The following is a 22,618-nucleotide window of genomic DNA, read 5'->3' as shown; positions in this document are numbered from 1 at the left end:
CCGGTCAGTGCGACGACGCGGGCGGCGAACGGCGTGCCGGCGACGGCGTCGAGGGTGTCCAGCAATGCCGCCGCAGCGATATCGGCGGCGGCTTCGTCTCCGACCGCGGCGGCCAGTCGGGTCTTGGCCAGCCCCGGTACCGGCGCCTTGGCGACCACCAGCGCGGTCACCCCCGGCGTCAGGAGATCACCTTCCAGAAGTCCACAGCGGCGGTGATGCTGCCGCGCACCGAACCACTGACCTTGGAGCGTCCGCCGGTGCGGTCCCGGTAGTCCACATCGACTTCCGACACCCGCCAGCCCGCCGCGGCGGCCTTGACCATCAGCTCCAGCGGGTAGCCCGAGCGGCGGTCGGCCACCTGCAGCCCCAGCAGCGCATCCCGGCGTGCCACCCGCATCGGTCCGATGTCATGTACCGCCAGATTGTGCCGGTTGCGCAGCCGCCAGCAGACTGCGGCGGTACCGAGCCGGGCGTGCCAGGGCCACCGCAGACCCGGCACCGGCCGGCGCCGGCCCACCACCAGGTCGGCACCCCGGTCGAGTTCGGCGACCATCGCCGGCAGCGCGGCCGGATCCAGCGACCCGTCGCCGTCGAGCACGGCCACCACCGGGGTGCTGGCGGCCACCACGCCGGCGTGTACGGCCGACCCGTATCCGGGTCGGGTCTCGACCACCACCTCGGCGCCATGCGCCCTGGCGACCGCGGCGGTGGCGTCGGTGCTGTTGTTGTCCACGACAAGTGCCCGGTAGCCGGCCGGCAGCGCATCCAGGACGGCGGGCAGCGACTCGGCCTCGTTGAGGCAGGGGATCACCACGGTCACGGCGGAGTCGGACATCGGTAATGACCCTAGGGGAGCGGAAGGGCTTCCGGTCTGTATTACCGTCGCGCCGCGCAGGCTCAGCCGCGCAGCGGAGCGAACGCGAATTCCCCCAGGCCATCTTCCGGTTCGATCTGTGCCCGGAAGCCCAGCAGTGCGGCCGCTCCGGCCGGGTCGGCGACGATGTGGCGAACATCGCCGCTGCGGTACGCACGGCTGACCACCGGGGGACGACCGCCGGTGGCGGCGCACAACGCCGAGGCGACGTCCATGATGGAGACCGGCCGCCCAGAGCACACGTTCACCGCCGCGAAGCCGGCTGCTCCGGCATCTACCGCGTACTGAACCGCGGCAGCGTTCGCCGCCGCCACATCGTCGACATGGACGAAGTCGCGCATCTGGCCGCCGTCTTCGAAAACCGTTGGCGGCTCGCCCCGTTCGAGCGCGGAGCGGAATATCGCCGCCACACCGGAATACGGGGTGTCGCGCGGCATACCAGGGCCGTAAACATTGTGGTAGCGCAGAGCCACCACCGATCCGCCGCCTGCCTCGGCCCACGCCAGCGCGTAGTGCTCCTGGGCGACCTTGCTGGCGGCGTAGAGGCTGCGCGGGCGCAGCGGGGCATCCTCGCCGACCAGCTGCCAGGTCAGCTCCTCGCCGCCGATCGGGCAGCGATGCTCGAAGTGGCCCGCGTCGAGGTCGGTGCGGGTGCGCGGCGCCGGGTCGACGGACCCGTGGGAGGCGCAGCTGTAAGCGCCCTGTCCGTAGACGACCATCGAGGAGGCCAGCACCAGTCGCTGCACCCCGGCCCGATACATCTCGGCCAGCAGGGTGGCGGTGCCGGCGTCGTTGTGCAGTGCGTAGGACGGCGCGTCGAGCGCGTTGACCCCCGCGCCGACGACGGCGGCCTGGTGGCAGACGACGTCGATACCGGGTAGCAGGGCGGCCAGCGCATCACCGTCCCGGACGTCCACCAGCGCGCAACCCGCGGGCGGGGCGGTGCCCTCCTGATGGGCGGCGGGCAGCATCGCGTCGACGGCGATCACCTCATGGCCGCGGGCGGTCAGCGCCGACCCGATCCGGCTTCCGATGAACCCGGCGGCGCCGGTCAGGAGAACTCGCACCGCGGAAGCGTCGCACACCCGCCCCGGGCGACCTCTGCGGGTGAGTACAGCCCAACGGGATACGCTCGATGGCGGCCAGGAACAGGCCACGCGCAGACATAGCTGCAGAAAGCGATCAATCGCGAATGCCCGGGAAAAACCCTTTTGAGCGAATCTGTGTCCTTTGCCACAGAATGGGGCTGCGCTGAATTAGTCTTCGTGCACCCCGACACCTGTGAGGAGATCAGCGATGGTGGAGCACACCCCCGAACCCGCTACGGACGACGAGCGGAGCGGCTCACCCAGGCTTTCCCGCCGGACGATCCTCGGCGGACTTGCTGCGGCCGGTCTCGGTGCGGCGGCCGCACCCGCCCTGGCCGGGTGCGGACCCAAGAGTGGCGGCACCGACGCCGGACCTCCCGGATACGGCACCGGGATCAACGACGGCTTCGACGGCAAGATCGAACTCGACATCCGTGATTCCACACCGGACTGGAAACCGTTCGAGTTGCGCACGGCGCCCGAGGGCGCGCCCAACATCCTGGTGGTCCTCTACGACGACACCGGTCTGGCGGCCTGGTCGCCCTACGGCGGTCGCATCGATATGCCGGTCATGCAACGGCTGGCCGACAACGGGGTGATGTATTCGCAGTGGCACACCACCGCACTGTGCTCACCGACCCGGTCGTGTTTCCTGACCGGCCGCAGCCAGCATGTGAACCGCTCGGGGTCGATCACCGAGGGCTCCAACGGATTTCCCGGTATGGCCGCTCGCCTGCCGGCCCAGTGCGCCACCATCGGACAGGTGCTGCAGGACAACGGCTACAGCACTTTCTGGGTCGGCAAGAATCACAACGTCCCCGAGGAGGACGTCTCCAGCGGCGGCAGCAAGTCGGAGTGGCCGCTGCAGAAGGGGTTCGACCGGTTCTACGGGTTCCTCGGCGGGGAGACCAACCAGTGGTTTCCCGATCTGGTCGAGGACAACCGATTCGTGGAGCAACCCTACGGTCCCGGTGAGGGCTACCACCTGTCCAGGGACCTCACCGACAACGCGATCCGGATGCTGCGCGACCAGAAATCTTCCAACCCGTCAAAGCCCTGGTACCTGTGGTTCTGCCCGGGCGCCAACCATGCCCCGCACCAGGCCCCGCAGGAGTACATCGACAAGTACAAGGGCCGCTTCGACGACGGCTACGAGGCCTACCGCGAGTGGGTGCTGCCAAGGATGATCGAAAAGGGCGTGCTGCCCGCCGGAACCAAGATGACTCCGATCAACCCGCTACCCGATGATGTCGCGGCCGCCAATGATGCTGTGCGGCCGTGGAATTCACTCAGCGATGATGAGAAGAAGCTGTTCGCGAAGATGGCAGAGGTCTACGCCGGTTTCTCGGAGTACACCGACGCGCAGGTCGGTCGTATCGTCGACTACCTGGAGCAGACCGGGCAGTTGGAGAACACGATCATCTTCTACTGTGCCGATAACGGCGCATCCGGCGAGGGTTCGCCGAACGGGTCGGTCAACGAGAACAAGTTCTTCAACGGCTATCCCGATGAGCTGAGCGAGAATATGAAGTACCTCGACACCCTGGGCAGCCCGGACACCTACAACCACTATCCGACGGGCTGGGCGACGGCATTCTCCACGCCGTTCCAGATGTTCAAGCGTTACGCACAGTTCGCCGGCGGCACCTGCGATCCGATGGTGATCTCCTGGCCCAAGGGGATGAAGGCCAAGGGCGAAGTACGCCAGCAGTACCACCACGCCACCGACGTCGCCGCCACCGTCCTCGATGTCGCGGGGTTGGAGATGCCCAAGGAGTACAAGGGCATCAAGCAGTACCCGCTCAACGGGGTGTCCATGCGGTACAGCTTCGACGACGCCAAGGCGCCCACCACCCGCAAGCGGCAGTACTTCGCGATGCTGGGCACCCGCGGTATCTGGCAGGACGGGTGGAAGGCGGCCGCACTGCACGCCCCGCTGAGCAATAAGGGGAACTTCGATCAGGACCGCTGGGAGCTCTACCACGTCGACGAGGATCGCTCCGAGTCCACCAATGTCGCCGACCAGTACCCCGACAAGCTCAAAGAACTCATCACGGCGTGGGACGAGGAGGCCCGGAACAACTTCGTGCTGCCGCTCGATGACCGATCTGCTGTCGAGCAGGCCGGCACCCCGCGGCCGCAATCCGAACCCCCACGGGACCGCTACATCTACTACCCCGACACCGCCCCGGTGCCGGAGGGGGTCGCGGTCAGCATCCGCGGACGTTCCTACAAGATCGTCGCCAACGCCGATCTGACCCCGGAGGCCGACGGTGTGATCTTCGCGCATGGCTCACGGTTCGGCGGACACACCCTCTTCGTCAAGGATGGACGGCTGCACTACGTCTACAACTTCCTCGGCATAAAGCCCGAACAGGATTTTGTCTCGCCGGTGCTCACACCTGGAAAGCACTCGCTGGGAATGGAATTCAAGCGGGAGGCCGCCGGAGAGCACGGCGAGTCACTGGGAACCACCACGCTCTATGTCGACGGAAACCCGGTTGCCACCGGACCGATGCGTGCTCAGATCGGGAAGTTCACCCTGGCCGGGGATGGATTGTGCGTCGGTTACGACAGCGGCGACAACGTCTCCGGGCAATACGCGAATCCGGGCAGGTTCAGCGGAGGCACCATCCAGGGCGTGGCCTTCGACGTCAGTGAGAAGGCTTATATCGATCTGAACCGGGATGCGGCGGCCGCCTTCGAGACCGATTAGTAACCCCGACTCGCCGCCGATGCTGGCGGGTGGAACGGGGGACGCTTCCTAGGCTCGCGGGGTGGCAGATCGCTATGGCTCCGACATCCTCACCAACAACCCACACAGCGTCGGCAGGATCCGATCGGTGGAGCGCCGTGCCGAGATCGGGATGGTGGTCGAGGACCCGCAGTCCGGGTACGTCGGCGCCATCATCCGTATCGAGGGAACCCGCGTCGAACTCGAGGACCGTCACGGACGCAGCCGGGTGTTCCCGCTCGGACCGGGCTTCCTGCTCGACGGCCGCCCGGTGATCCTGGTCGCACCCCTGCGCGCGGTGCCGCCGTCACCGCGGCGCACCGCGTCAGGATCGGTGAAGGTCGCCGATTCCCGCGCGCGGGTGGCGCTGGCCGGCCGCATTTACGTCGAAGGCCGCCATGACGCCGAACTCGTCGAAGGGGTCTGGGGTGATGACCTGCGCGTCGAAGGTGTGGTGGTCGAGTACCTCGGCGGTGTCGATGACCTCAGTGGCATCGTCGCCGACTTCCGCCCCGGGCGCGGGCGCCGACTCGGCGTTCTGGTCGACCACCTCGTCGCGGGGTCCAAGGAGTCCCGGATCGCCGAGGCGGTCCGCCGGGGGCCGGGCGGGGATCACACCCTCGTGGTGGGTCATCCGTACGTCGACATCTGGCAGGCGGTCAAACCCGCCCGGGTCGGATTGGAGGCCTGGCCGGCGATCCCGCGCAATATCGAGTGGAAGCACGGCATCTGCGAGGCGCTGGGCTGGCCCCACCGCAATCAGGCCGATATCGCTGCCGCCTGGCAGCGCATCCGCGGCACGGTCCGGGACTGGACCGATCTCGAACCGGCGCTGATCGGCCGGGTCGAGGAACTCATCGATTTTGTGACGCAACCGGATTGAGTGCTGTCGCCGCCCGGTCCGCCGCCCTGGCCGGCGGCACGATCAGCGGGACGGCGATCAGTCCGATGATGCCGAACACCCAGCCGCCCAGGGTGGTGTCTGCACCGCCCAGCAGTGGACCGGCCAGGCTCGGCCCGATGGCCAGGCCGATCGACGACATCCCGAGCATGAAGGCGACCAGACGGCCGGAGTTGCGGTCGAGATCGGCGGCGATGGACAACCCCAGGGGCAGCACAATCCAGTAGCCCAGGTTCACCGCGAGATTCCCGGCGAAATAGGCCGTTGGCGTGTGCACCAGTGCGACGACGACGACGCCCGCTGCGGTCACCAGCAGACCAGCCGCCCCCAGTGCTCCGCGGCCGACCCAGCGTCCGAGCAGCCACGGGGCGAAGGTTCCCAATAGACCGATCAGCTGGGAGAAGCCCAGAAAGCTCGCCACCGTCGACGACGGCACACCTGCGGTATGGCCCAGATCCTGGGCGAATGTCCACAGCCCCGCCACTGACAGCTGGGACAGCGTGACGGCCAGACCCAGGAAGATCGGCAGTGGTTGGAAGAGATTGAGTTCGGTTGCCGCACCGTGGTTCCCGGCCTGAGGTGTGGCTCGCAGCGTCCGGGTGTCGGGTAGCTTCCACCAGATCAGCACCAGGCACACCAGCTGGACGGCGATCATCGCCGCATAGGGAAGCACGATCGGATACAGCTGCCGCAGATAGGGATTGGTGCTCATCATGATGAACACGAAGATCATGTACCAGAAGGTCAGCAGTCCGAAGGAGCGTTCGCTGTTGTTGGCGTAGGACAGCGCGGCGTTACCGGCCACGAAGCTCAGACCGCAGCCTAAGCCGAGTGCGAGCATGCCGATGAACAGGGACCAGAAACCGTTCCCGCTGACCTCGCTGATGTAGAGCAGTGCTACACAGGACAGCGCGATCCCGTAGCTGGCGATCATCTTGAGATTGCGATGCGCCACCGAGTGCGCCAGACCGAATTCGGCGACAGCCATCGCTCCCAGTGCCGCGGTGACCAGGAATCCGGCCTGGGTGTTGGAGAGTCCGAAACCCTTGTGGAACGAGGTCGCATAAATGGGGCTGAGCAGATCGGCCATGGCCCCTGCCACCCCGGCCGCGATACCGCCGATCAGCAGACCTGCGGGCTCACGCTCAACGCGCGTCATGGGTGAACCGCCCATTCATCATGGTCACGATCGCGGGCCCGGAACTGATCTCGCGCGGGTCGACTCCGAACAGGTCGTCGCCGGCCAGATCCGGTGGGAGTGCATCCGGTCAGAGTACGGAGATGCTGACAGGGTCGAAGATCAGTTTGTCGAGCACCCCCAGTTTGGCCGGCGTCGAGCATCAGCCGCGGCGGGTCTTGATCCAGGCGCCTAGGTTGGAGCGCAGGTACAGGACTCCTGCCAGCACCGTGATGTAGACGACCGCCATCACTGCCCAGGCGTACGGCAGCAGCAGCGGTTGGCCGAACAGCGTCAGACCGTCGAATGCGCCGGGGGCGAGGGAAAATCCGGCGCCCATGATGAACCCGCCCAGTGTGCAGCGGACGATCTTGGGTCGCAGCGGGCCGATGAGCCGGGTGCCGCGCATGGATTTTCCGGCGACCACTGCACCGGCCAGGATTGCGGCCAGGAACGTCAGCTGGGGGAGGGCCTTGCCGGTGTCGTGCTTGCTGAGCTCGCCGAGGAGTTCGGTGTAGGCAAACGGACCGAAGATTTGGACGATCGCGACGAACAGCACCGCGACGATCAGGATGGCGGTCCGCGGATCCCAGGACTTGTGCAGGAAGTCGGTGACGCTCTCGTGCGGTCCGCGGATCAACCGGGATGCGTCCCAGCCGAGCACGAGAGCGAACAGCGCCAGCGTTGGCAGCGGATGGCTCAGCGAGGTGGTGGTGGCCGGCGATCCGATGTGGGTGACGGCGGTGGAGCTGAAAATGCTGGGTGATGCCAGACATCCGATGAAGAACCCGACGATCGTCAGCAGGAAGGTGTAGTCGCCGGATCCGATACGGGCGATGGTGCCGGTGGTGCAGGCTCCGTTGACGACGGCCCCGACCCCGAGCAGGACCCCGCCGACGATCGACCACACCGTCACCGGGAAGGCCAGGGCCTTCACCGTCAGCCCGGTCGCCATGTTCGCCAGCACCAGCCCACCGGCCACCAGGAACCAGGCCGAGGCGATGGCCAGGAAGCGGTTCCACGATCTGCGGTGAACGATGTCGTCGATCGCAACGACGGTGCAGGTGTTACCACGCTGGATGGCCATCCCCAGCAGGAACACCAGGGGCAGCGCAATCAACATGGCCCGGGTCACCGGATGATCCTAAGTGGCGGAAGATGCGGGATGGCGGCGGAAATGGCCTCAGCCGTGACTGGCTGCCGGCTGGCAGGTCATCGGGTCATCGGGTTGCCGGCGTCGGCGGTTCCGGACGGCATGGCCATGGTGGAGCACCCGTTGTCGCCGGGCGCGGCCAATGCCTGCGGCGCCGAGCCGATCATGAGAGCGGCCAGGGCGATGCCGGCTGCGCCCAGTGCGGTGGTGATGCGTCGGTTCGTGTTGCTGGTCATGCTCGCTCCTCGAGTAGTTGTGCGTGTGATTCGACTATCGGGCACGGCCGGGACAGCTGCCGTCCGCCGACCGGACCCTGAGCCACTCACTTCCGGTGAGCGCTTCGATCATGGGTACTCCGACAGAGCAGCGTCAGCGCCGGCCGGACTCGGTCCGGACCTCCCGGAGGGTCTCCTCATCGCAGAGATTCAGCTGGTGTACGAGTTCAGCGGCCGCATTGGCATCGGCCACCAGATGCAGCGGAACCCCCTCCGCACGAAGGGCTTCCGCCCTGTGGCTGATCTCGCGATTGCGATTGTCATCATCAGAGCCGACCTGTCGGATCAGGATCAGCGCGACCCGGTCCGGAAACTCCCGTGCCATCTCCTCATAGGTCAGCGCGTCGCGCTGGCCGCTGTCGCCGATAAGCACGAACCGCATGCCCGGGTATGCCTCGAAGAGCCGGCGGATCGCCGTACGTTTGTGTTCGGCGCCGCTGCGTCGCAGATAGCGTTCGGTCGGACCCCAGTCGGTGAGGAACATCGGCCCCTGCGGGAATGCGCGCAACCCGATGAACTGCTCCAGCAGTGGGTAGAACGACCAGCTTCCGGTCGACACGTAGAAGAACGTCGGCTCCGGCCTGCGGTTGCCGTTCTTGGTGGCGACGCCCCGCGCCAGGCCACGGTACAGCGAGGACATCCCCGGAATAGCCCGGCGCTGGTTGGCTTCCCGCAACAGCGTGCGGGTCACCATCGTGACACCCTCGGTCAGGCCGGTGAGCAGGATGGTGTCGTCGATATCGGAGATCACCAGGAACGGCGCCCGCAGCGACGGTTTGACGACCTGGCCGGACCCGGTTGCGGACTCGCCGCCATCAATCGGTGTGGTCCGCGCCGAGGCGTCATGCCAGCCAACCTTGAGACCCGGCACCGGCAGCGCGAAATTCGCGAAGCCGTGGTCGTCGGTGACTTCGGTGGCGGTGTGCTTACCGACCCGGAGTTCGACCTCGACGCCGACGATCGCCAGCGCTGAGTGCCGACGCAGATTGGATTGGGCGACATCCCAGTACGGGATGCGGCTGTCGCCGGGTAGCTCCGGTGTCTCGATTACCCGCACCCGGACCTTCGCGATGTCGTCGGCGACGAAGCCGCGGTAGACGACCACCTGCATACCGCGGAAGGCACCAGATTCCACCTTGGATTCACGGCGGCGTTTGGTCAGCCCGGTTTCGATCCCTGCCACAACGGCGGCGACTTCCGGGCTGCGCAGCTTCGCGGTCAGTTCGGAGGCGATCCGGCGGGGGAGGCGGGCCATGGGGACCAGCATGGCAAATGCTTCACCGTGCCGGGCCGCCTTTCCGCTGAAGGGCCCTGCGAGGTGGGTCACTAGCATGGGGTGCCCGATACCCGGCGGGGTGCTGAGCCTCTCACCCGACCCCGGTTACGACGGAGGGGATCATGGACTGATGTCGTACACGAAGTACGGGCCGTGGGCGGTGGTGGCCGGCGGGTCTGAGGGAGTCGGCGCCGAGTTCGCCCGGCTGCTGGCCGAGTCCGGGGTGAATCTGGTGCTGGTGGCCCGCCGGCCGGAACCGCTCGAGCTCACTGCCGGGCGGTGCAGAGACCTCGGCGTCGAGGTGCGCACGGTAGCGACCGATCTGGCTGACCCGGGCGGGCCCGGCCTCGTGACCGCCGCCACCGACGGACTGGAGGTCGGTCTGCTGATCTACAACGCCGGCGCCAACACCTGCAGTGCTGAGTTCATCGACGGCGACCTCGCCGATTTCCAGCGCGTCGTGGATCTCAACATCACCAGCATGACGTCGCTGACCCAGCACTACGCACGTGCCATGCGGCAGCGGGGCCGCGGCGGCATCCTGCTGGTCGGGTCGATGAGCGGTTACCTCGGATCGGTTCGGCACACCGTCTACGGCGGAGTGAAGGCATTCAGCCGGATCTTCGCCGAAGGCCTGTGGGTGGAATTGCGCGAGCACGGAGTCGATGTGCTGGAACTGGTGCTGGGTGTGACGCGCACACCGGCCATGGAACGGGTCGGGCTCAACTTCGACATCCCCGGCATGCGAGTTGGCGATCCGGCGGAGGTGGCGCGGGAAGGTCTGGAGCGGCTGCCGAACGGACCGGTGCATATCGCGGGGGGCAATGCCGACGATGTGGTCAAGCGCAGTGATCCCGATCGCGCGAAAGTCGTTGCCGGAACACATCGTTTCATGCAGCGCCTGCTCGACGGCGCAAGCCAACCACGAGGAGACCGACAATGAGCGAGGACAGGTTGGCCATCCTCGAAGGTCGGCTGCGGGCACTGGAGGATGAGCGCGATATCGCCCGGCTGATCGCCTCCTACGGCCCGCTGGTGGACTCCGGTGACGCCGATGGCGCGGCGGCGCTATGGGCCGTCGACGGTTCCTATGACGTCGAGAGCTGGATGATGTCCGGCCGCGATGAGGTCGCCGCGATGGTGCGATCCGATGCTCACCAGGGTCTCATCGCCAAGGGCTGCTGCCACTTCTTCGGACCGCCGGTGATCGAGCTCGACGGTGACGACGCGGTGGCGGTTTGTGAGTCCACCCTGCTGGTGCGCCGCGAGTCCGGCGGCTACGCGGTGGCCCGGGCGGGTGTGCACCTGTTGCGGTTGCGCCGCGACAACGGAAGCTGGCGGATCGTCAGCCGCACCGCCCGTCAGCTCGACGGCGGCGCTTCGGCCCGGGACCTGATCACGGAGGCGTTCAGCGCGGAGACGTTCGGTACGGCTAGGGGGCCCGGCTGAGCCTCTGATGATGCCGACCGCCCGGCCACCGATCGGGGGACGAGGAGAATGACGGGGTGACCGCTGAGGACCGGCTGCGCTGGAACGGGGTGTACGCCGAACGCGGCTACCCCGATCCCGAGTCGGCGGTTCTGCCGGCGGTGTTCACCCCCTTCGAGCGGGAGTTTCCCACCGTCGGGCGGGCGTTGGAGCTGGCCTGTGGCCGGGGCGGGGCTGCCGTTTGGCTGGCGCGGCGCGGTCTTGAGGTATCCGGGTACGACGTGTCCGCGGTTGCGATCGAGGGAGCCCGGGAGTTGGCCGCGCACTGGCGGGTCGCCGACAGGTGCCGGTTGGGCGTGCTGGATCTCGATCAGGGCCTGCCGCCCGGACCATCGGTGGATGTCGTGATCTGCCATCGGTTCCGGGCTCCGCACCTCAACGATGCGATTGCCACACGACTGGTGCCGGGCGGCCTGTTGGCGATCGCGGTGCTCAGCGAGGTCGACGCTGCCCCAGGCGCCTACCGGGCGGCCCCCGGTGAGCTCACCGCCGCGTTTGCGAACCTGGATCTGATCGCATCCGGTGAGGGTCAGGGACTGGCCTGGCTTCTCGCCCGCAGGTGAACAGATCAGGGTTTGGCGAAACCTGCTGCGCCGAGGATGCTCCGGCCGGTCGCGCCGGTAACAGAATCGACGAATTTCCTGGCCAGATCCGCGTGTGCTGATTGTTTGAGCACGGCGATCGGGTAGGTGTTGACCGCGCCGGCCGCCTCCGGGAACCCGACACCGGTCACCGTGTCACCGGCGCCCCGCACATCGGTGACATAGACCAGTCCGGCATCGGCCTGGCCGGTGACGACCTTGTTGAGGACGTCGGTGACCGACGATTCCTCGCTGACCGGGTTGAGTTGGACTCCGGCGGCCTGCTCCACCTTCTGGGTGGCCGAACCGCAGGGCACGGCGGGCGCGCAGAGGACCACCGAAATGCCCTGTTGCGCAAGGTCCTTCAGCGATGCGATCTTCTTCGGATTGCCGGCGGCCACGGCGATGGTCAGAGTGTTGGAGGCGAAGACGACCGGATCGGCGTCCAGCAGTCCGGCGTCGGCGGCCTTCGTCATGTTCGTGATATCCGCCGAGGCGAACACATCGGCTGGAGCGCCCTGGGCCAACTGGGTGACCAGATCGGAGGATCCGGCGAAGGAGAACTCGATCTCGATCCCGGGGTTGTCAGCGGTGAACTGCTCGCCGATCTCGGTGAAGGACTTCGTCAACGAGGCCGCGGCGAAGACCATGATCGTCGGTGAGTCGCTGGGCGTGGTTGCCGAGCAGCCGGTAGGTGCGGTGGTGGCCAGCACCGCCGTGAATGCCAGCGCGCCAATTCTTTTCACGAGACGACATCTTTGCGCACATTCGGATGAATTGCCGATCCCGGCAGTCGTGTGGCTGTAGAACAGCCCGTATGCGTATCGGACTGTCCACGCCGATGGTGATGCAGATACCGGGGACGGCGTCCGGGTGGGAGGCCGACGCAGGCGTCGACGATCTGATCCGCGTCGCAGTCGCAGCCGACGAGCTCGGTTATGACCACCTGACCTGCGGCGAGCACGTCGCCATTCCGGTCGGTGCATTCCAGGGGCGCGGGCTGACCTACTGGGATCCGTCGGCGACGCTGGCCTTCCTGTCCGCGCACACCCGTCGGATCCGGCTGGCGACCTCGGTCCTGGTGCTCGGCTATCACCACCCGCTGGAGATCGTGAAGACCTACGGAACGCTGGATCTGCTCAGCGGTGGCCGGATGGTGCTCGGAGTGGGAGTCGGGTCACTGGTGGAGGAATTCGAGATGCTGGGTGCGGCATTCGACGATCGCGGTGAGCGCGCCGATGAGGCGATCGCAGCACTGCGCGCCGCGTGGTCCGATCCGCGCCCGGTGTTTGACGGGCGGTTCTATCCATTCGGGGGCGTCGCCGTCGAACCCAGCGCCGCCCGTCGGGCCGTACCGATCTGGGTCGGCGGACGCACCCGTCGGTCGCTGCGGCGGGCGGTGACACTGGCCGACGGCTGGATGCCGTTCGGGCTGACAGTCGCCCAGATGACCGAGATGCTGGCCCGGTTCGAGCTTCCGCCGGGGTTCGAAGTGGCACTGGGCACCGGTCGTGCCGTCGATCCGATCGGTGATCCCGGGGGCACCGAGCACCGGCTGATCCGGTTGCGTGACGCCGGTGCGACCGTGGTCACCTGCGCGGTGAGCGCGGAGTCCGTCGGCCATTTCTGCGAGCAACTGGCTGCGCTGACCCGCATCGCCGACAGCCTCAGCTAAAACGCCCGTCCCCTCCGGTCAGCGCCGATAGCATCACTCGACCCGGCATGTTTCCTGGCGCCGGGCACAACAGAGGGGTCGGGCCAATGTCGAAGACGGCTGCCGAGATCGTCAAGAGTGTTGGGGGACCGGCCAATATCGCCGGACTGTCGCACTGTGCCACCCGGTTGCGGTTCCAGTTGCGCGACGCCTCCGGGATCAAGCAGTCCGATATCGAGGCGGTGCCCGGCGTGATGGGCGCCGTCCCGCAGGCCGGCAACCGCTATCAGGTGGTCATCGGTGGAGCGGTGCAGAGCGTCTACAACGACATCATGGCGCTGCCGGAGATGGCCCGCACCGGCACCATCGACGCCGATGCCGTCAAGGCCGCCGCCCGTGCCAAGGGCCCGCGCGGCAAATTCTCCTGGCTGGACAGCTTCTTCGAGTTCCTCTCCGACTCCTTCCGCCCGATCCTGGGCGCACTGCTCGGCGCCTCGCTGTTCATCACCTTCATGGCGCTGATGTCCACCTTGAAGGTGATCCCGAACTGGGCCGACCCGCGCACCGACCTCCCGCCGTCCTGGCAGTTCGTCAACCTGTGCTGGCAGAGCGTCTTCGTATTCCTGCCGCTGATGGTCGCCTACAACGCGTCGAAGAAACTCGGCGCCGACCCGTGGGTCGGATTCGCGATCATGGCCGTGGTCATGCTGCCCGGGTTCAGCGCGCTCAAAGATGTCAGCCAGAAAACCATGGCCTTCGGTTCCGAGATCGACGTGGTGCACATCTTCGGGGTGCCGCTGACCATCTTCAACTACAGCTCGCAGGTATTCCCGCCGCTGCTGATGGCCGCCGTGCTGGGGCCGCTGTGGAAGGTGCTCAAGCGCATCATCCCGGAGAACGTGCACCTTATTTTCGTGCCGTTCCTGTCGATGCTCATCATGATCCCGTTGACGGCCTTCCTGATCGGGCCGATCGGTGTCTACACCGGCGCCGGCCTGGCGCATGTCCTCAAGAGCATCAACGATTTCTCGCCGTTCATCTTCGCGATCCTGATCCCGCTGGCATACCCGTTCATGGTGCCGCTAGGCCTGCACTGGCCGATCAACGCCATCATGCTGCTCAATATCCAGACTCTGGGCTACGACTACATCCAGGGCCCGATGGGCGCGTGGAACTTCGCCTGCTTCGGCGCCACCGCCGGTGTTCTGTTCCTGGCCTGGAAGGAGCGCGACCGGCAGATGCGCCAGACCGCCGTCGGCGCCCTGGCGGCCGGACTACTCGGCGGAATCTCGGAACCCTCGCTGTACGGAATCCACCTGCGGTTCAAGCGGATCTATCCGCGAATGCTGGTGGGCTGCTTCGTCGGTGGCCTGATCATCGGCATCGGCGGCGGTGTCAAGACGAGCGCGTTCGTGTTCACCTCACTGCTGACCATTCCGGCCTTCAGCAACATGGGGCTGTACGCGGGTGCGGTGCTCGCCGCGTTCTTCACGGCGATGATCCTGGTGATTCTCTCCGGCTACCGGTCGCCGGAGGACGCCGCCGAGTTGGAGGCCGCCGAAGTCCCGGTCGCCGATCTGGAGGGTCCGATGGCCGGTGCCAGCGCCGGAACCCTGACTGCCGCGGCCGCGACCAAGGCGGCCGGGGACGCCGGTGTGGTGATCGAGATCGACTCCCCGCTGGACGGCACCGTCGTGCCGCTCAACGAGGTGCCCGACCCGGTGTTCGGCAAAGGCACGATGGGCCCCGGGATCGCGGTACTGCCCTCCGGTGACACGGCGTACTCGCCCGGTAACGGAATGGTGGTTGCCGCCCCGGCATCCGGTCACGCCTTCGGTCTGGTGCTCGACGGCGGAGTCGAGCTACTCATCCATATCGGCATCGACACCGTGCAACTCAAGGGCGAGGGATTCAACGTTCACGTGACCAAGGGCCAGAAAGTCAGTGCCGGAACGCCGTTGGTGACATTCGACCGCAATGTCATCGAGGCGGCCGGTTACTCACTGGTCACCCCTGTGATCGTGCTCAACAGCAAGAAGTTCGGTTCGGTTGAGCCGACCGCGCGGGGGCAGGTCGCCGCGGGCGACAGCATCCTGGCGATCGCACCGGCTGCGGTGCCCGCGGAGGCCGGTCTGTAGCTCAGGTTCGCCGCGGCGTTGCGGCGACGAATACCACCGTGCCGATCGCGGTGACGGCGCCGAGGGTGAACAGGATGATGTAGTCGTGTTCGGCGATGTAGCCGTTCACGGCCTTGCTCCGGGGACTGAGCAGCAGCGCGACCACGGCGGCCCCGATCGCGCTGCCGACCGTCCGGGCGATGGCGTTGACGCCGGTGGCCACCGCGGTCTCCTGCGCGTCGACCTCGCTGACCACCAGCACGGGCAGCGCCCCGTAGGCCAGGCTGATGTAGGCGTTGGCCAGCAGGTAGGCCGCGATGACCTCCCAGCGGCTGTGGTGGAGGGTGGCCAGCAGCAGGAACCCGAGCATCCCGGCGGCCCCTCCGGCCATGCCCACAACCCGTGCGCCGAAGCGCTCGATGCAGCGGCCGCTGATCACCGCCGTGACCGAGGCCGCGATCGCGCCCGGTAGCAGGAACACCACGCTGGCGTCGAGCACACTGGCGCCGAAACCGTAGCCGCTGGCGGCCGGAGTCTCCACGAAGTCGGTCAGTCCGAGGAATACGACGTACAGCCCCATCCCGACCAGGACTGTGGCGATATTGGTCAGCAGGATCGGCCGGTGGGCCAGCATCGCGGTGGACACCAGCGGCCGGGGACAGCGCTGTTCCCACCGCCACCAGAGACCCAGGATCATCGCCCCGGCGAAGGTCAGACCGATCGTCGGGGCGGAGATCACGCCCCAGCGCCCGGACTCGGTGAGGGCGAGCAACAGCGCCGAAAGACCGAGCGCAAGTCCGAGTGCGCCGATCCAGTCAACGGCGCCCTCGGACTGTGCGCGCCGCTCGGGTACGACGACGGCCACGGCGACGGTGATCGCGCCCGCGAGGGCCGTGGTCAGCCAGAACACCCGGTGGTAATCGGCATCGCCGCGCATCAGCAGGCCGGTGACCACCAGGCCGAGGCCGCCACCGAGCCCGAGCATCGCCGAGAGTACGGCCATCGATCGCACCAGTTTCTCGGGTGCGACCTCATCCCGTAGCACCGCCACGCTGACCGGATACAGGGCGAATGAAGCACCCTGCAGAACCCTGGCGAAAATCAACAGCGGTAGCGCGGATGTCGTCGCCGCCAGCACCGATCCGGCCAGTACCAACGCCAGCACGACCAGCAGGACCCGCTTCTTGCTGCGCAGGTCGGCGAGGCGGCCGATCAGCGGGGTTCCGGCCGCGGCGGCCAGCAGATTGGCGGTGAGCACCCAGCTGACGCTCACGGTGGAGGTGCCCAGCTGCGTGGCGATCACATTGAGCACCGGAACCACCGCCGTCTGCAGCACGGCGACGGTCAGCACCACCGCGCTGAGCGTCCCGACCAGCGCGCCGCGGCTGAGTCGCTGCGCGGCACCGGTCATGAGCTCACTATGACGCGCCGATCTTCGCCCGAACAGGTGGCGCGCCAGATCAACCGGCAGTTGGTCGGTTCGGGTATGTTCCAAACGCCGGTGCTGCCAGATGGGGTCAGCACAAAGGGAAGGGAAGTCCGGACATGCAGATCTCACTCCGCTCACACCTGATCGCGGGCACCGCCGCGGTCGTCGGCGCGGGCGCCATCATGATTCCCGCAGCCCAGGGGCAGGTCGTGGTGCCGGCGCTACAGGCCCCGGTCGCGCTGGCCGCCTTCGCCAATCCGATCACCGCACTGCTGGACACCGCCCTGATCGCGCAGGATTACTTCACCGGCGTCTACTACAACGGCGCCGACGCGCCCACCCCCGGCGCCGGCGAGGCCAACTGGCCGTATGCGGGCTTCGACCAAACCGGTGGCGACCTGCTGAACTACCTGCTCTACACCCAGCAGTCGCTGGGCTACTACTCATTTGTCGGTGAGGCGCCGCAGAACATCAACGACGCGAGCCCGGCTTTGCGCCAGTTCGAGACCAACATCTCTGATTACCTGAACGTCGGCCTCTACGGCGCAAACGCCGCGCTGTACTACCTGGCCGACGGCCTGTGGGATTTCCCGTCGGCCGTGCTCAACGCCGCCCAGTTGGCACTGGCCGGGCAGTTCAGCGAGGCGCTGAGCGTCCTCACGGCTGCCGTGATCACCCCGATTCAGCTGGCCGTGGAGAACGTGGTCAGTGCCGGCACCTACATCGCGAGCAACGTGGCGGCCAAGCTGGGCGCGGTCGTGGCGGCGCTGCCGCAGATCGCCACCACCTTCGCCGGTGCGGTCGCCGGCGGCGCCGCACTGCAGGCGGAGGCGCTCGCGACGGCAGGTACCGCGGTCCTGACCAACCTGCTGTCGCTCAACATCGAGGGCGCCTGGAACGCGGCGGTCTCGGGCTTCCTCAGCCCGGCCGGCGCGCCCGGCGTGGCACTGAACCTGCTGGCCGGCGCCGGAATCCAGACCGGTCCCATCCTCGACCCCGCGACCGACATCCCGACCAACTTCGTGCCCAGCATCCGCACAGCCACCCAGGCGGCGGTCTGGACCCTGGCGGACGCGCTGAGCACCACCGCGCCGGGTGGCGCCGCGGCCGTGCCCGCTGCCGCGGTGACCAAGCGGTCGGCCGCCCGGTCCGCGGCGGCCGCGCCACGGTCGGCTGCGGCCGACAAGGCTGTCAAGGCCGTCAAGGCCCCACGCGCCGCGCGGGCGGCGAAGGCCACGGCCGGCAGCTAGGCCCCGGACACCGGCCGAAGTTCGGACTCGTGGCACCCGTCGAGGATGCGCTCCCGCGCATCCTCGACGCGCACGGGGGAATGGACTACTGGAATTCGCTTGCGTCCATCGACGTCGAACTTTCGGCGAATGGATTCCTGTTCGCCGCGAAACGTGTACCGCCGCTTCGGTACACCAGGCTGACCCTGGACACCCGGACCCCGCATGTCGTCACCCATGATTACCCGGTGCCGGGGCAGCGTTCCATCCTGATCGGCTGCGACCGGATCGAGATCCGCGACGCCGATGACAACGTGGTCGCGGCCCGCGACGATCCACGACGGGCGTTCCACTGGCGCCGGACGCTACTGCATTGGGATGCATTGGATTTCGCGTACTTCTCGAGCTATGCGATGTGGAATTACCTGTGCCTGCCGTTTCTGCTGACGTATCCGGGGGTATCGGTGCTGCAGGTGCCGGGGAAACAGACCGTGTTGGCCGCCGACTTCCCCGTCGACATCCCCACCCATTCGCCGGACCAGGAGTTCTACTTCGACACGTCCGGACTGCTGGTCCGGCACGACTACACCGCCGAGGTGGTCGGTTCCTGGGCCCGGGCGGCGCACCTGTCCACCGGGTTCCTGCAGTTCGGCGGACTGCGGGTATCCACGGTGCGCCGGGTGTACCCGCGTGGGCCGCTGGGCCGCCCGTTGCCGTTCCCGATCCTGGTCGGGATCGACATTCACGACGTCCAACCGCGAACGGTCGCCTGACGTCATGGCGGCGAACCAGCTACTCGATGAGGTCCGGTGTTTCGTGACCCTGGCGTCCGACCGCGCCGAGGTAGGCGACATTGACGGAACCATCGCAGCGATGGAGCGGCTGACGGTGGACACCTACGCCGGCGATGCTGACGTCCGGATCCGCCGCGCGGTCTCCTCCGGTTTCGTCGAGATCGCCATCACTCTGTTGAAGGCCGGTGCGCCGGCAGCGGCGGTGCGGATCGATGAGCGACTCGCCACGGTGTTCCCACACGAGACCGATCCGGCGGTGCGCGTCGACCTGGCCCGCGGCCTGCACAATCTGGCCCTTCACCGTGCCCAGGCGGGCGATCTCACCGGCGCCGTCAACGCCGGACATCTGCTGCTGTCCAGGTACGGCTCCGACACCGCCCCCGATATCCGCGAGGCGGTGGCGCAGGGCCTGCGTAACCTCGCCGTCGATCAGGCCGTGTCCGGCGATCTCGGCGGCGCCGTCGAGACCGGCCAGCGGATCGTCGATGATTTCGGCTCTGATGCACTGCCCGTCGTGCGGGCGACGGTTTCGGGCGCGATGATCAACCTCGCCGATCACCTCGCCCAGTCCGGCCGAATAGCCGAGTCGGTTGCGGCGGGCGAGCGGCTCATCGCGATGTTCGGCGACGACCCTGAACCATCGATCCGTGAATGCGTGGAACGCTGTCGGTCTGATCTGGACTGCCGACGCGAGGAACCCAAAGCCGATGGACCACATACCCTTTCGGAGTTCCTGGGAGAATCATGAATATCGACCTGTTTGCCCTCCGTCAGATCCTGATCTGGTCGCTGGTGTTCAACTACGTCGTGCTACTGGTCTGGTTCGCGGTCATCGCGCTGGCTCACGACTGGGTCTACCGGCTGCACACCCGGTGGTTTGCGCTGTCCAGGCAGAGTTTCGATGCGATCCATTACGGCGGGATGGCGGCCTACAAGATCGGAACCCTGCTCCTTAACGTCGCACCCCTGGTGGGCGTGCTGGCGCTGGCCCGGCCGGTAACGTGAGCCCGGGACGCGAGGAGGTGGATATGCCCGACGAGGATGTCGACGAGGTTGAGCCGGATCCCGTTGCGCCGGAATCCGCCACCACCGGGCGATGGGACGTCCGGCGGGTGCTGATCGCCGGAATAGCCGTGGTGGTGGCCCTGGCTGCGCTGTTCGGCTGGTTCGGCCAGCAGGCCTACCGGGACTGGTCGGCCGACCACCTTCGGCGCGAGTTGCTGCAGGCCGGCAGGCAGGGTGCGGTCAACTTGACCACCATCGACTACGTCCGGGCCGAGGCCGACGTGCAACGGGTCCTTGATTCGGCCACCGGTGCGTTCCGCTCGGATTTCAAGTCGCGCTCGTCAGCCTTCATCGACGTGGTCAAGAGTGCGCAGTCCCGGTCCACCGGCACCGTTACCGAGGCTGCGGTGGAGTCGGTAGACGGTAGGAGCGGGCAGGTGCTGGTGGCGGTTTCGGTCTCGACGACAACCCGCGGGGTCGACGAAGCGGCGCCGCGGTACTGGCGTATGCGGTTGACCGTCACCGAAGACGATGGGGACGCCAAGGTGTCGAAGGTGGAATTCGTCCGATGAGCCGTGGTGTGCGATGAAGAACCAACGCGACTGGTATCGGCTGACGGCCTTCATCCTGCTGCCTTCAGCGGCGGGGCTGCTCGGGGTTGGGACCGGGCTGGCGAAGTGGGCGACCGTGTCACACAGCCACGACACCTCCGCTCGCAGTGAGTCGCTGCAGGCCGCTCGCGAAGCGACGGTGGCGATGCTCAGTTACACCGCGGCCACGGTGGACCGCGACCTCGCCGCGGCCCGCGAGAGACTCACCGGAAAGTTCCTCGACGACTACACCAGACTCGTCAGCAGCCAGGTCATCCCGAGCGCCAAGGCCAAGCAGATCTCTGCGGCCGCGCAGGTCCCCGCGATCGCCTCAGTGTCGGCTACGCCGTCGCACGCGGTGGCACTGGTGTTCGTCGACCAGACCGTCGCGATGGCCAACCAGGCGCCCGCCACCACGGCCTCGAGCATCCGCGTCACCCTCGACAAGATCGACGGCCGCTGGCTGGTGTCCGGGTTCGATCCGGTTTAACCACCCGTCCGACACCGCGACGCGTAAATTTCTGACGAGGACGAGTCCGGGGAGGCCGGTGTGAAGACCGAGAACATCAACCATGCGTTTCTCGATGGCGTTCTGGACGGCAGCCACGAGGACGTCTACTACCACTTCGGGGTGGCCTCCACCGATCCGGTGCTGGCCAAGCTGCGCGACGTCAAGGCGGTCGTCATGGCTGGGTCCGGGGGGCGCATCAAGGAATTCGCGCAGCGGTGGAGTGAGCTCAACGCCGGCTCGGAGATCGTGGCCTTCCCCAAGGAGGATCGTTTCGTCACCCGCTATACCGCCGGTGTTCTGTTCGCCTCGCACGGCATGGGTATGCCCAGCGCCTCGATCGCCCTGCAGGAACTGATGCGCCTGGTGTTCTTCCTCAAGCGGGGCGATCTGGACGATATGGACGAGGTGTTCTGGTGCCGGGTCGGCACCAGCGGCGGAGTCGGACTGCCCGGCGGTACCGTCGTCGTCTCTTCGGAAGGGCTGATGGCCGATCTGGAGCCCTACCGGCTACTCAACGGCGGCACCGGCGAGTACTGGTTCGATGGACATTTTCCGGCCGCCACCTACACCGCGATCATCGACGCCAACAAGCACACCGACTTCGAGATCGTGGCTGGAAAGACGGTGGCAGGCAACGAGTTCTTCCTCGAGCAGTTCCGCCTCGACGGCGCGATCTGCCTGGAGACCCCGGAGACCAAGATGGGTTGGCTGCGCTGGCTGCACGACAACGGTGTCGCCAATATCGAGATGGAAGGCGCGATGATCGCCGGCTATCTGAACCACTGGGGATTCTCCAAATTCGCCATGATCTGCTGCACCCTGCTCAACCGGCTCGACGGTGATCAGGTGACCGCGGCCCCGGAGCAGTTGCACAAGTTCAGCGAGGATTCCGGCGTCGCACTGTTCAACTACCTCGCCGCAAGCCTGCTCGGCGTCTGAGCCGCTACCCACCCCAGGAGGATCACGTGACCACCCACGCCGAACTGTTCCATCGGGCCAGTGAGGCCGTCACGGCGGCACTCGGCCCGGCACCCGATGACGAGGACATTCCGCAGGTATTGCGCGCGTCCAAAACGCTGGCCGGGCGAATCGATCACACCCTGCTCAAGCCCGATGCGACCCTGGGTGCCATCGAGACCCTCTGCGACGAAGCCAGCGAGCACGGGTTCGCCTCGGTATGCGTCAACACCCGGTGGGTGCCGACAGCCGTCGAGCGACTGGCCGGGTCGGGCGTCATGGTGTGCACGGTGGTGGGCTTCCCGCTCGGCGCGATGACCCGGCTGGCCAAGGCCGAAGAAGCCCGCATCACCGTCGCGGAGGGCGCCGACGAGGTCGACATGGTGCTCGACATCGGCGGACTGCTCTCCGGTGACCTGGCCGCGGTATACGACGACATCCTCGGCGTGGTGGGTGCGGCGCGGCCGGTGCCGGTGAAGGTGATTCTCGAGACCAGCATGCTCACCGATGAGCAGAAGGCGATCGCGTGTCCGATCGCCGCACGCACCGGTGCGGCCTATGTCAAGACCTCGACGGGCTTCGGCGGCGGTGGCGCCACGCCGGAGGACATCGCACTGATGCGTCACATGGTGGGAGATCGGTTGGGTGTCAAGGCATCCGGCGCGGTTCGCAACCATCGCGACGCCGAGAAGGTGCTGCACGCCGGCGCCGACCGGATCGGCGCGTCGGCCTCGATTGCCATCATCGGCGGCGGAGACGCCGGGTCCGGCGGGTACTGAACCGTG

23 protein-coding genes and 1 pseudogene are annotated in these 22,618 nt (G+C 67.1%); 15 read left to right on the top strand and 9 right to left on the bottom strand.

Annotated features, from left to right (window positions below):
* The 3 genes and pseudogenes from ACR2JI_RS11590 to ACR2JI_RS11580 form a co-directional block, all read right to left on the bottom strand.
* Positions 1 to 182 (bottom strand): annotated as a pseudogene (locus tag ACR2JI_RS11590) (glycosyltransferase); the annotation flags it as partial.
* Positions 179 to 835, bottom strand: coding sequence for a glycosyltransferase family 2 protein (locus ACR2JI_RS11585; RefSeq protein WP_526390223.1), 657 nt, complete (start codon positions 833 to 835; stop codon positions 179 to 181). The gene ACR2JI_RS11585 and the pseudogene ACR2JI_RS11590, both read right to left, overlap by 4 nt.
* 62 nt (positions 836 to 897) lie before the next feature.
* Positions 898 to 1,941, bottom strand: coding sequence for an NAD-dependent epimerase/dehydratase family protein (locus ACR2JI_RS11580; RefSeq protein WP_526390222.1), 1,044 nt, complete (start codon positions 1,939 to 1,941; stop codon positions 898 to 900).
* Between the two features lie 229 nt (positions 1,942 to 2,170).
* Between ACR2JI_RS11580 and ACR2JI_RS11575 the strand changes: the two genes are divergently transcribed.
* Entirely contained in the window at positions 2,171 to 4,678 is a 2,508-nt protein-coding gene (locus ACR2JI_RS11575; RefSeq protein ID WP_526390221.1) for an arylsulfatase, read from the top strand.
* A gap of 61 nt (positions 4,679 to 4,739) precedes the next feature.
* Complete coding sequence (locus tag ACR2JI_RS11570) at positions 4,740 to 5,579, top strand: DUF3097 family protein (protein WP_526390220.1); 840 nt, start codon at positions 4,740 to 4,742, stop codon at positions 5,577 to 5,579.
* On the opposite strand, the gene ACR2JI_RS11565 is transcribed toward ACR2JI_RS11570, so the two are convergent.
* The 4 genes from ACR2JI_RS11565 to ACR2JI_RS11550 form a co-directional block, all read right to left on the bottom strand.
* Positions 5,551 to 6,756, bottom strand: coding sequence for an MFS transporter (locus ACR2JI_RS11565; RefSeq protein ID WP_526390219.1), 1,206 nt, complete (start codon positions 6,754 to 6,756; stop codon positions 5,551 to 5,553). The two genes, ACR2JI_RS11570 and ACR2JI_RS11565, sit on opposite strands and share 29 nt — an antisense overlap.
* Before the next feature lie 181 nt (positions 6,757 to 6,937).
* Positions 6,938 to 7,909, bottom strand: coding sequence for a YeeE/YedE thiosulfate transporter family protein (locus tag ACR2JI_RS11560; RefSeq protein ID WP_526390218.1), 972 nt, complete (start codon positions 7,907 to 7,909; stop codon positions 6,938 to 6,940).
* Positions 7,910 to 7,986: 77 nt separating this feature from the next.
* Positions 7,987 to 8,163: a hypothetical protein gene (locus ACR2JI_RS11555; protein WP_526390217.1), complete on the bottom strand. Its 177-nt coding sequence runs from the start codon at positions 8,161 to 8,163 to the stop codon at positions 7,987 to 7,989.
* A gap of 133 nt (positions 8,164 to 8,296) precedes the next feature.
* Positions 8,297 to 9,457 (bottom strand): App1 family protein phosphatidate phosphatase, encoded by a 1,161-nt coding sequence (locus tag ACR2JI_RS11550; RefSeq protein ID WP_526390216.1) that lies wholly within the window; start codon positions 9,455 to 9,457, stop codon positions 8,297 to 8,299.
* Between the two features lie 151 nt (positions 9,458 to 9,608).
* Between ACR2JI_RS11550 and ACR2JI_RS11545 the strand changes: the two genes are divergently transcribed.
* The 3 genes from ACR2JI_RS11545 to ACR2JI_RS11535 are packed head-to-tail and all read left to right on the top strand — an operon-like array spanning position 9,609 to position 11,529.
* A complete protein-coding gene (locus ACR2JI_RS11545; protein WP_526390215.1) occupies positions 9,609 to 10,421 on the top strand; it encodes an SDR family NAD(P)-dependent oxidoreductase in 813 nt (270 codons plus the stop codon).
* A complete protein-coding gene (locus ACR2JI_RS11540) occupies positions 10,418 to 10,927 on the top strand; it encodes a nuclear transport factor 2 family protein (RefSeq protein WP_526390214.1) in 510 nt (169 codons plus the stop codon). Before ACR2JI_RS11545 ends, ACR2JI_RS11540 begins: the two co-directional genes overlap by 4 nt.
* Positions 10,928 to 10,983: 56 nt before the next feature.
* Positions 10,984 to 11,529: a class I SAM-dependent methyltransferase gene (locus tag ACR2JI_RS11535; protein WP_526390213.1), complete on the top strand. Its 546-nt coding sequence runs from the start codon at positions 10,984 to 10,986 to the stop codon at positions 11,527 to 11,529.
* Between the two features lie 5 nt (positions 11,530 to 11,534).
* Here ACR2JI_RS11535 and modA read toward each other — a convergent pair whose 3' ends face one another.
* Positions 11,535 to 12,293 (bottom strand): molybdate ABC transporter substrate-binding protein, encoded by a 759-nt coding sequence (gene modA, locus ACR2JI_RS11530; RefSeq protein ID WP_526390212.1) that lies wholly within the window; start codon positions 12,291 to 12,293, stop codon positions 11,535 to 11,537.
* A gap of 71 nt (positions 12,294 to 12,364) precedes the next feature.
* Here modA and ACR2JI_RS11525 point away from each other — a divergent pair, with 71 nt between their 5' ends.
* Positions 12,365 to 13,222, top strand: coding sequence for an LLM class F420-dependent oxidoreductase (locus ACR2JI_RS11525; protein ID WP_526390211.1), 858 nt, complete (start codon positions 12,365 to 12,367; stop codon positions 13,220 to 13,222).
* 86 nt (positions 13,223 to 13,308) lie between these two features.
* Positions 13,309 to 15,339 carry a glucose PTS transporter subunit IIA gene (locus ACR2JI_RS11520; RefSeq protein ID WP_526390210.1) on the top strand — a complete coding sequence of 677 codons (2,031 nt, stop codon included), beginning with the start codon at positions 13,309 to 13,311 and terminating at the stop codon, positions 15,337 to 15,339.
* A 1-nt stretch (position 15,340) separates the two neighbouring features.
* On the opposite strand, the gene ACR2JI_RS11515 is transcribed toward ACR2JI_RS11520, so the two are convergent.
* Entirely contained in the window at positions 15,341 to 16,729 is a 1,389-nt protein-coding gene (locus ACR2JI_RS11515) for an MFS transporter (RefSeq protein ID WP_526390209.1), read from the bottom strand.
* A 134-nt stretch (positions 16,730 to 16,863) separates the two neighbouring features.
* Here ACR2JI_RS11515 and ACR2JI_RS11510 point away from each other — a divergent pair, with 134 nt between their 5' ends.
* From ACR2JI_RS11510 to deoC, 8 genes are read left to right on the top strand one after another with little or no spacing between them, the layout of a single operon-like run.
* A complete protein-coding gene (locus ACR2JI_RS11510) occupies positions 16,864 to 17,997 on the top strand; it encodes a hypothetical protein (protein WP_526390208.1) in 1,134 nt (377 codons plus the stop codon).
* Positions 17,998 to 18,026: 29 nt separating this feature from the next.
* Positions 18,027 to 18,749, top strand: coding sequence for a hypothetical protein (locus ACR2JI_RS11505; RefSeq protein WP_526390207.1), 723 nt, complete (start codon positions 18,027 to 18,029; stop codon positions 18,747 to 18,749).
* Between the two features lie 4 nt (positions 18,750 to 18,753).
* Positions 18,754 to 19,518 carry a hypothetical protein gene (locus ACR2JI_RS11500; RefSeq protein WP_526390206.1) on the top strand — a complete coding sequence of 255 codons (765 nt, stop codon included), beginning with the start codon at positions 18,754 to 18,756 and terminating at the stop codon, positions 19,516 to 19,518.
* On the top strand, positions 19,515 to 19,775 hold the full coding sequence (locus tag ACR2JI_RS11495; RefSeq protein ID WP_526390205.1) for a DUF6868 family protein: 261 nt from the start codon (positions 19,515 to 19,517) through the stop codon (positions 19,773 to 19,775). Before ACR2JI_RS11500 ends, ACR2JI_RS11495 begins: the two co-directional genes overlap by 4 nt.
* A 23-nt stretch (positions 19,776 to 19,798) precedes the next feature.
* A complete protein-coding gene (locus ACR2JI_RS11490) occupies positions 19,799 to 20,347 on the top strand; it encodes an Rv1363c family protein (protein ID WP_526390204.1) in 549 nt (182 codons plus the stop codon).
* A 13-nt stretch (positions 20,348 to 20,360) separates the two neighbouring features.
* Entirely contained in the window at positions 20,361 to 20,855 is a 495-nt protein-coding gene (locus tag ACR2JI_RS11485) for a hypothetical protein (RefSeq protein WP_526390203.1), read from the top strand.
* Positions 20,856 to 20,915: 60 nt separating this feature from the next.
* Positions 20,916 to 21,815: a uridine phosphorylase gene (locus ACR2JI_RS11480; RefSeq protein ID WP_526390202.1), complete on the top strand. Its 900-nt coding sequence runs from the start codon at positions 20,916 to 20,918 to the stop codon at positions 21,813 to 21,815.
* A gap of 26 nt (positions 21,816 to 21,841) precedes the next feature.
* Positions 21,842 to 22,612: a deoxyribose-phosphate aldolase gene (gene deoC, locus ACR2JI_RS11475; RefSeq protein ID WP_526390201.1), complete on the top strand. Its 771-nt coding sequence runs from the start codon at positions 21,842 to 21,844 to the stop codon at positions 22,610 to 22,612.
* The last annotated feature ends 6 nt before the right edge of the window (positions 22,613 to 22,618 follow it).

It is taken from the genome of Mycobacterium sp. (genome assembly GCF_051006775.1).
Lineage (GTDB): Bacteria > Actinomycetota > Actinomycetes > Mycobacteriales > Mycobacteriaceae > Mycobacterium.
This window is presented reverse-complemented; position numbering and strand designations above follow the sequence as displayed.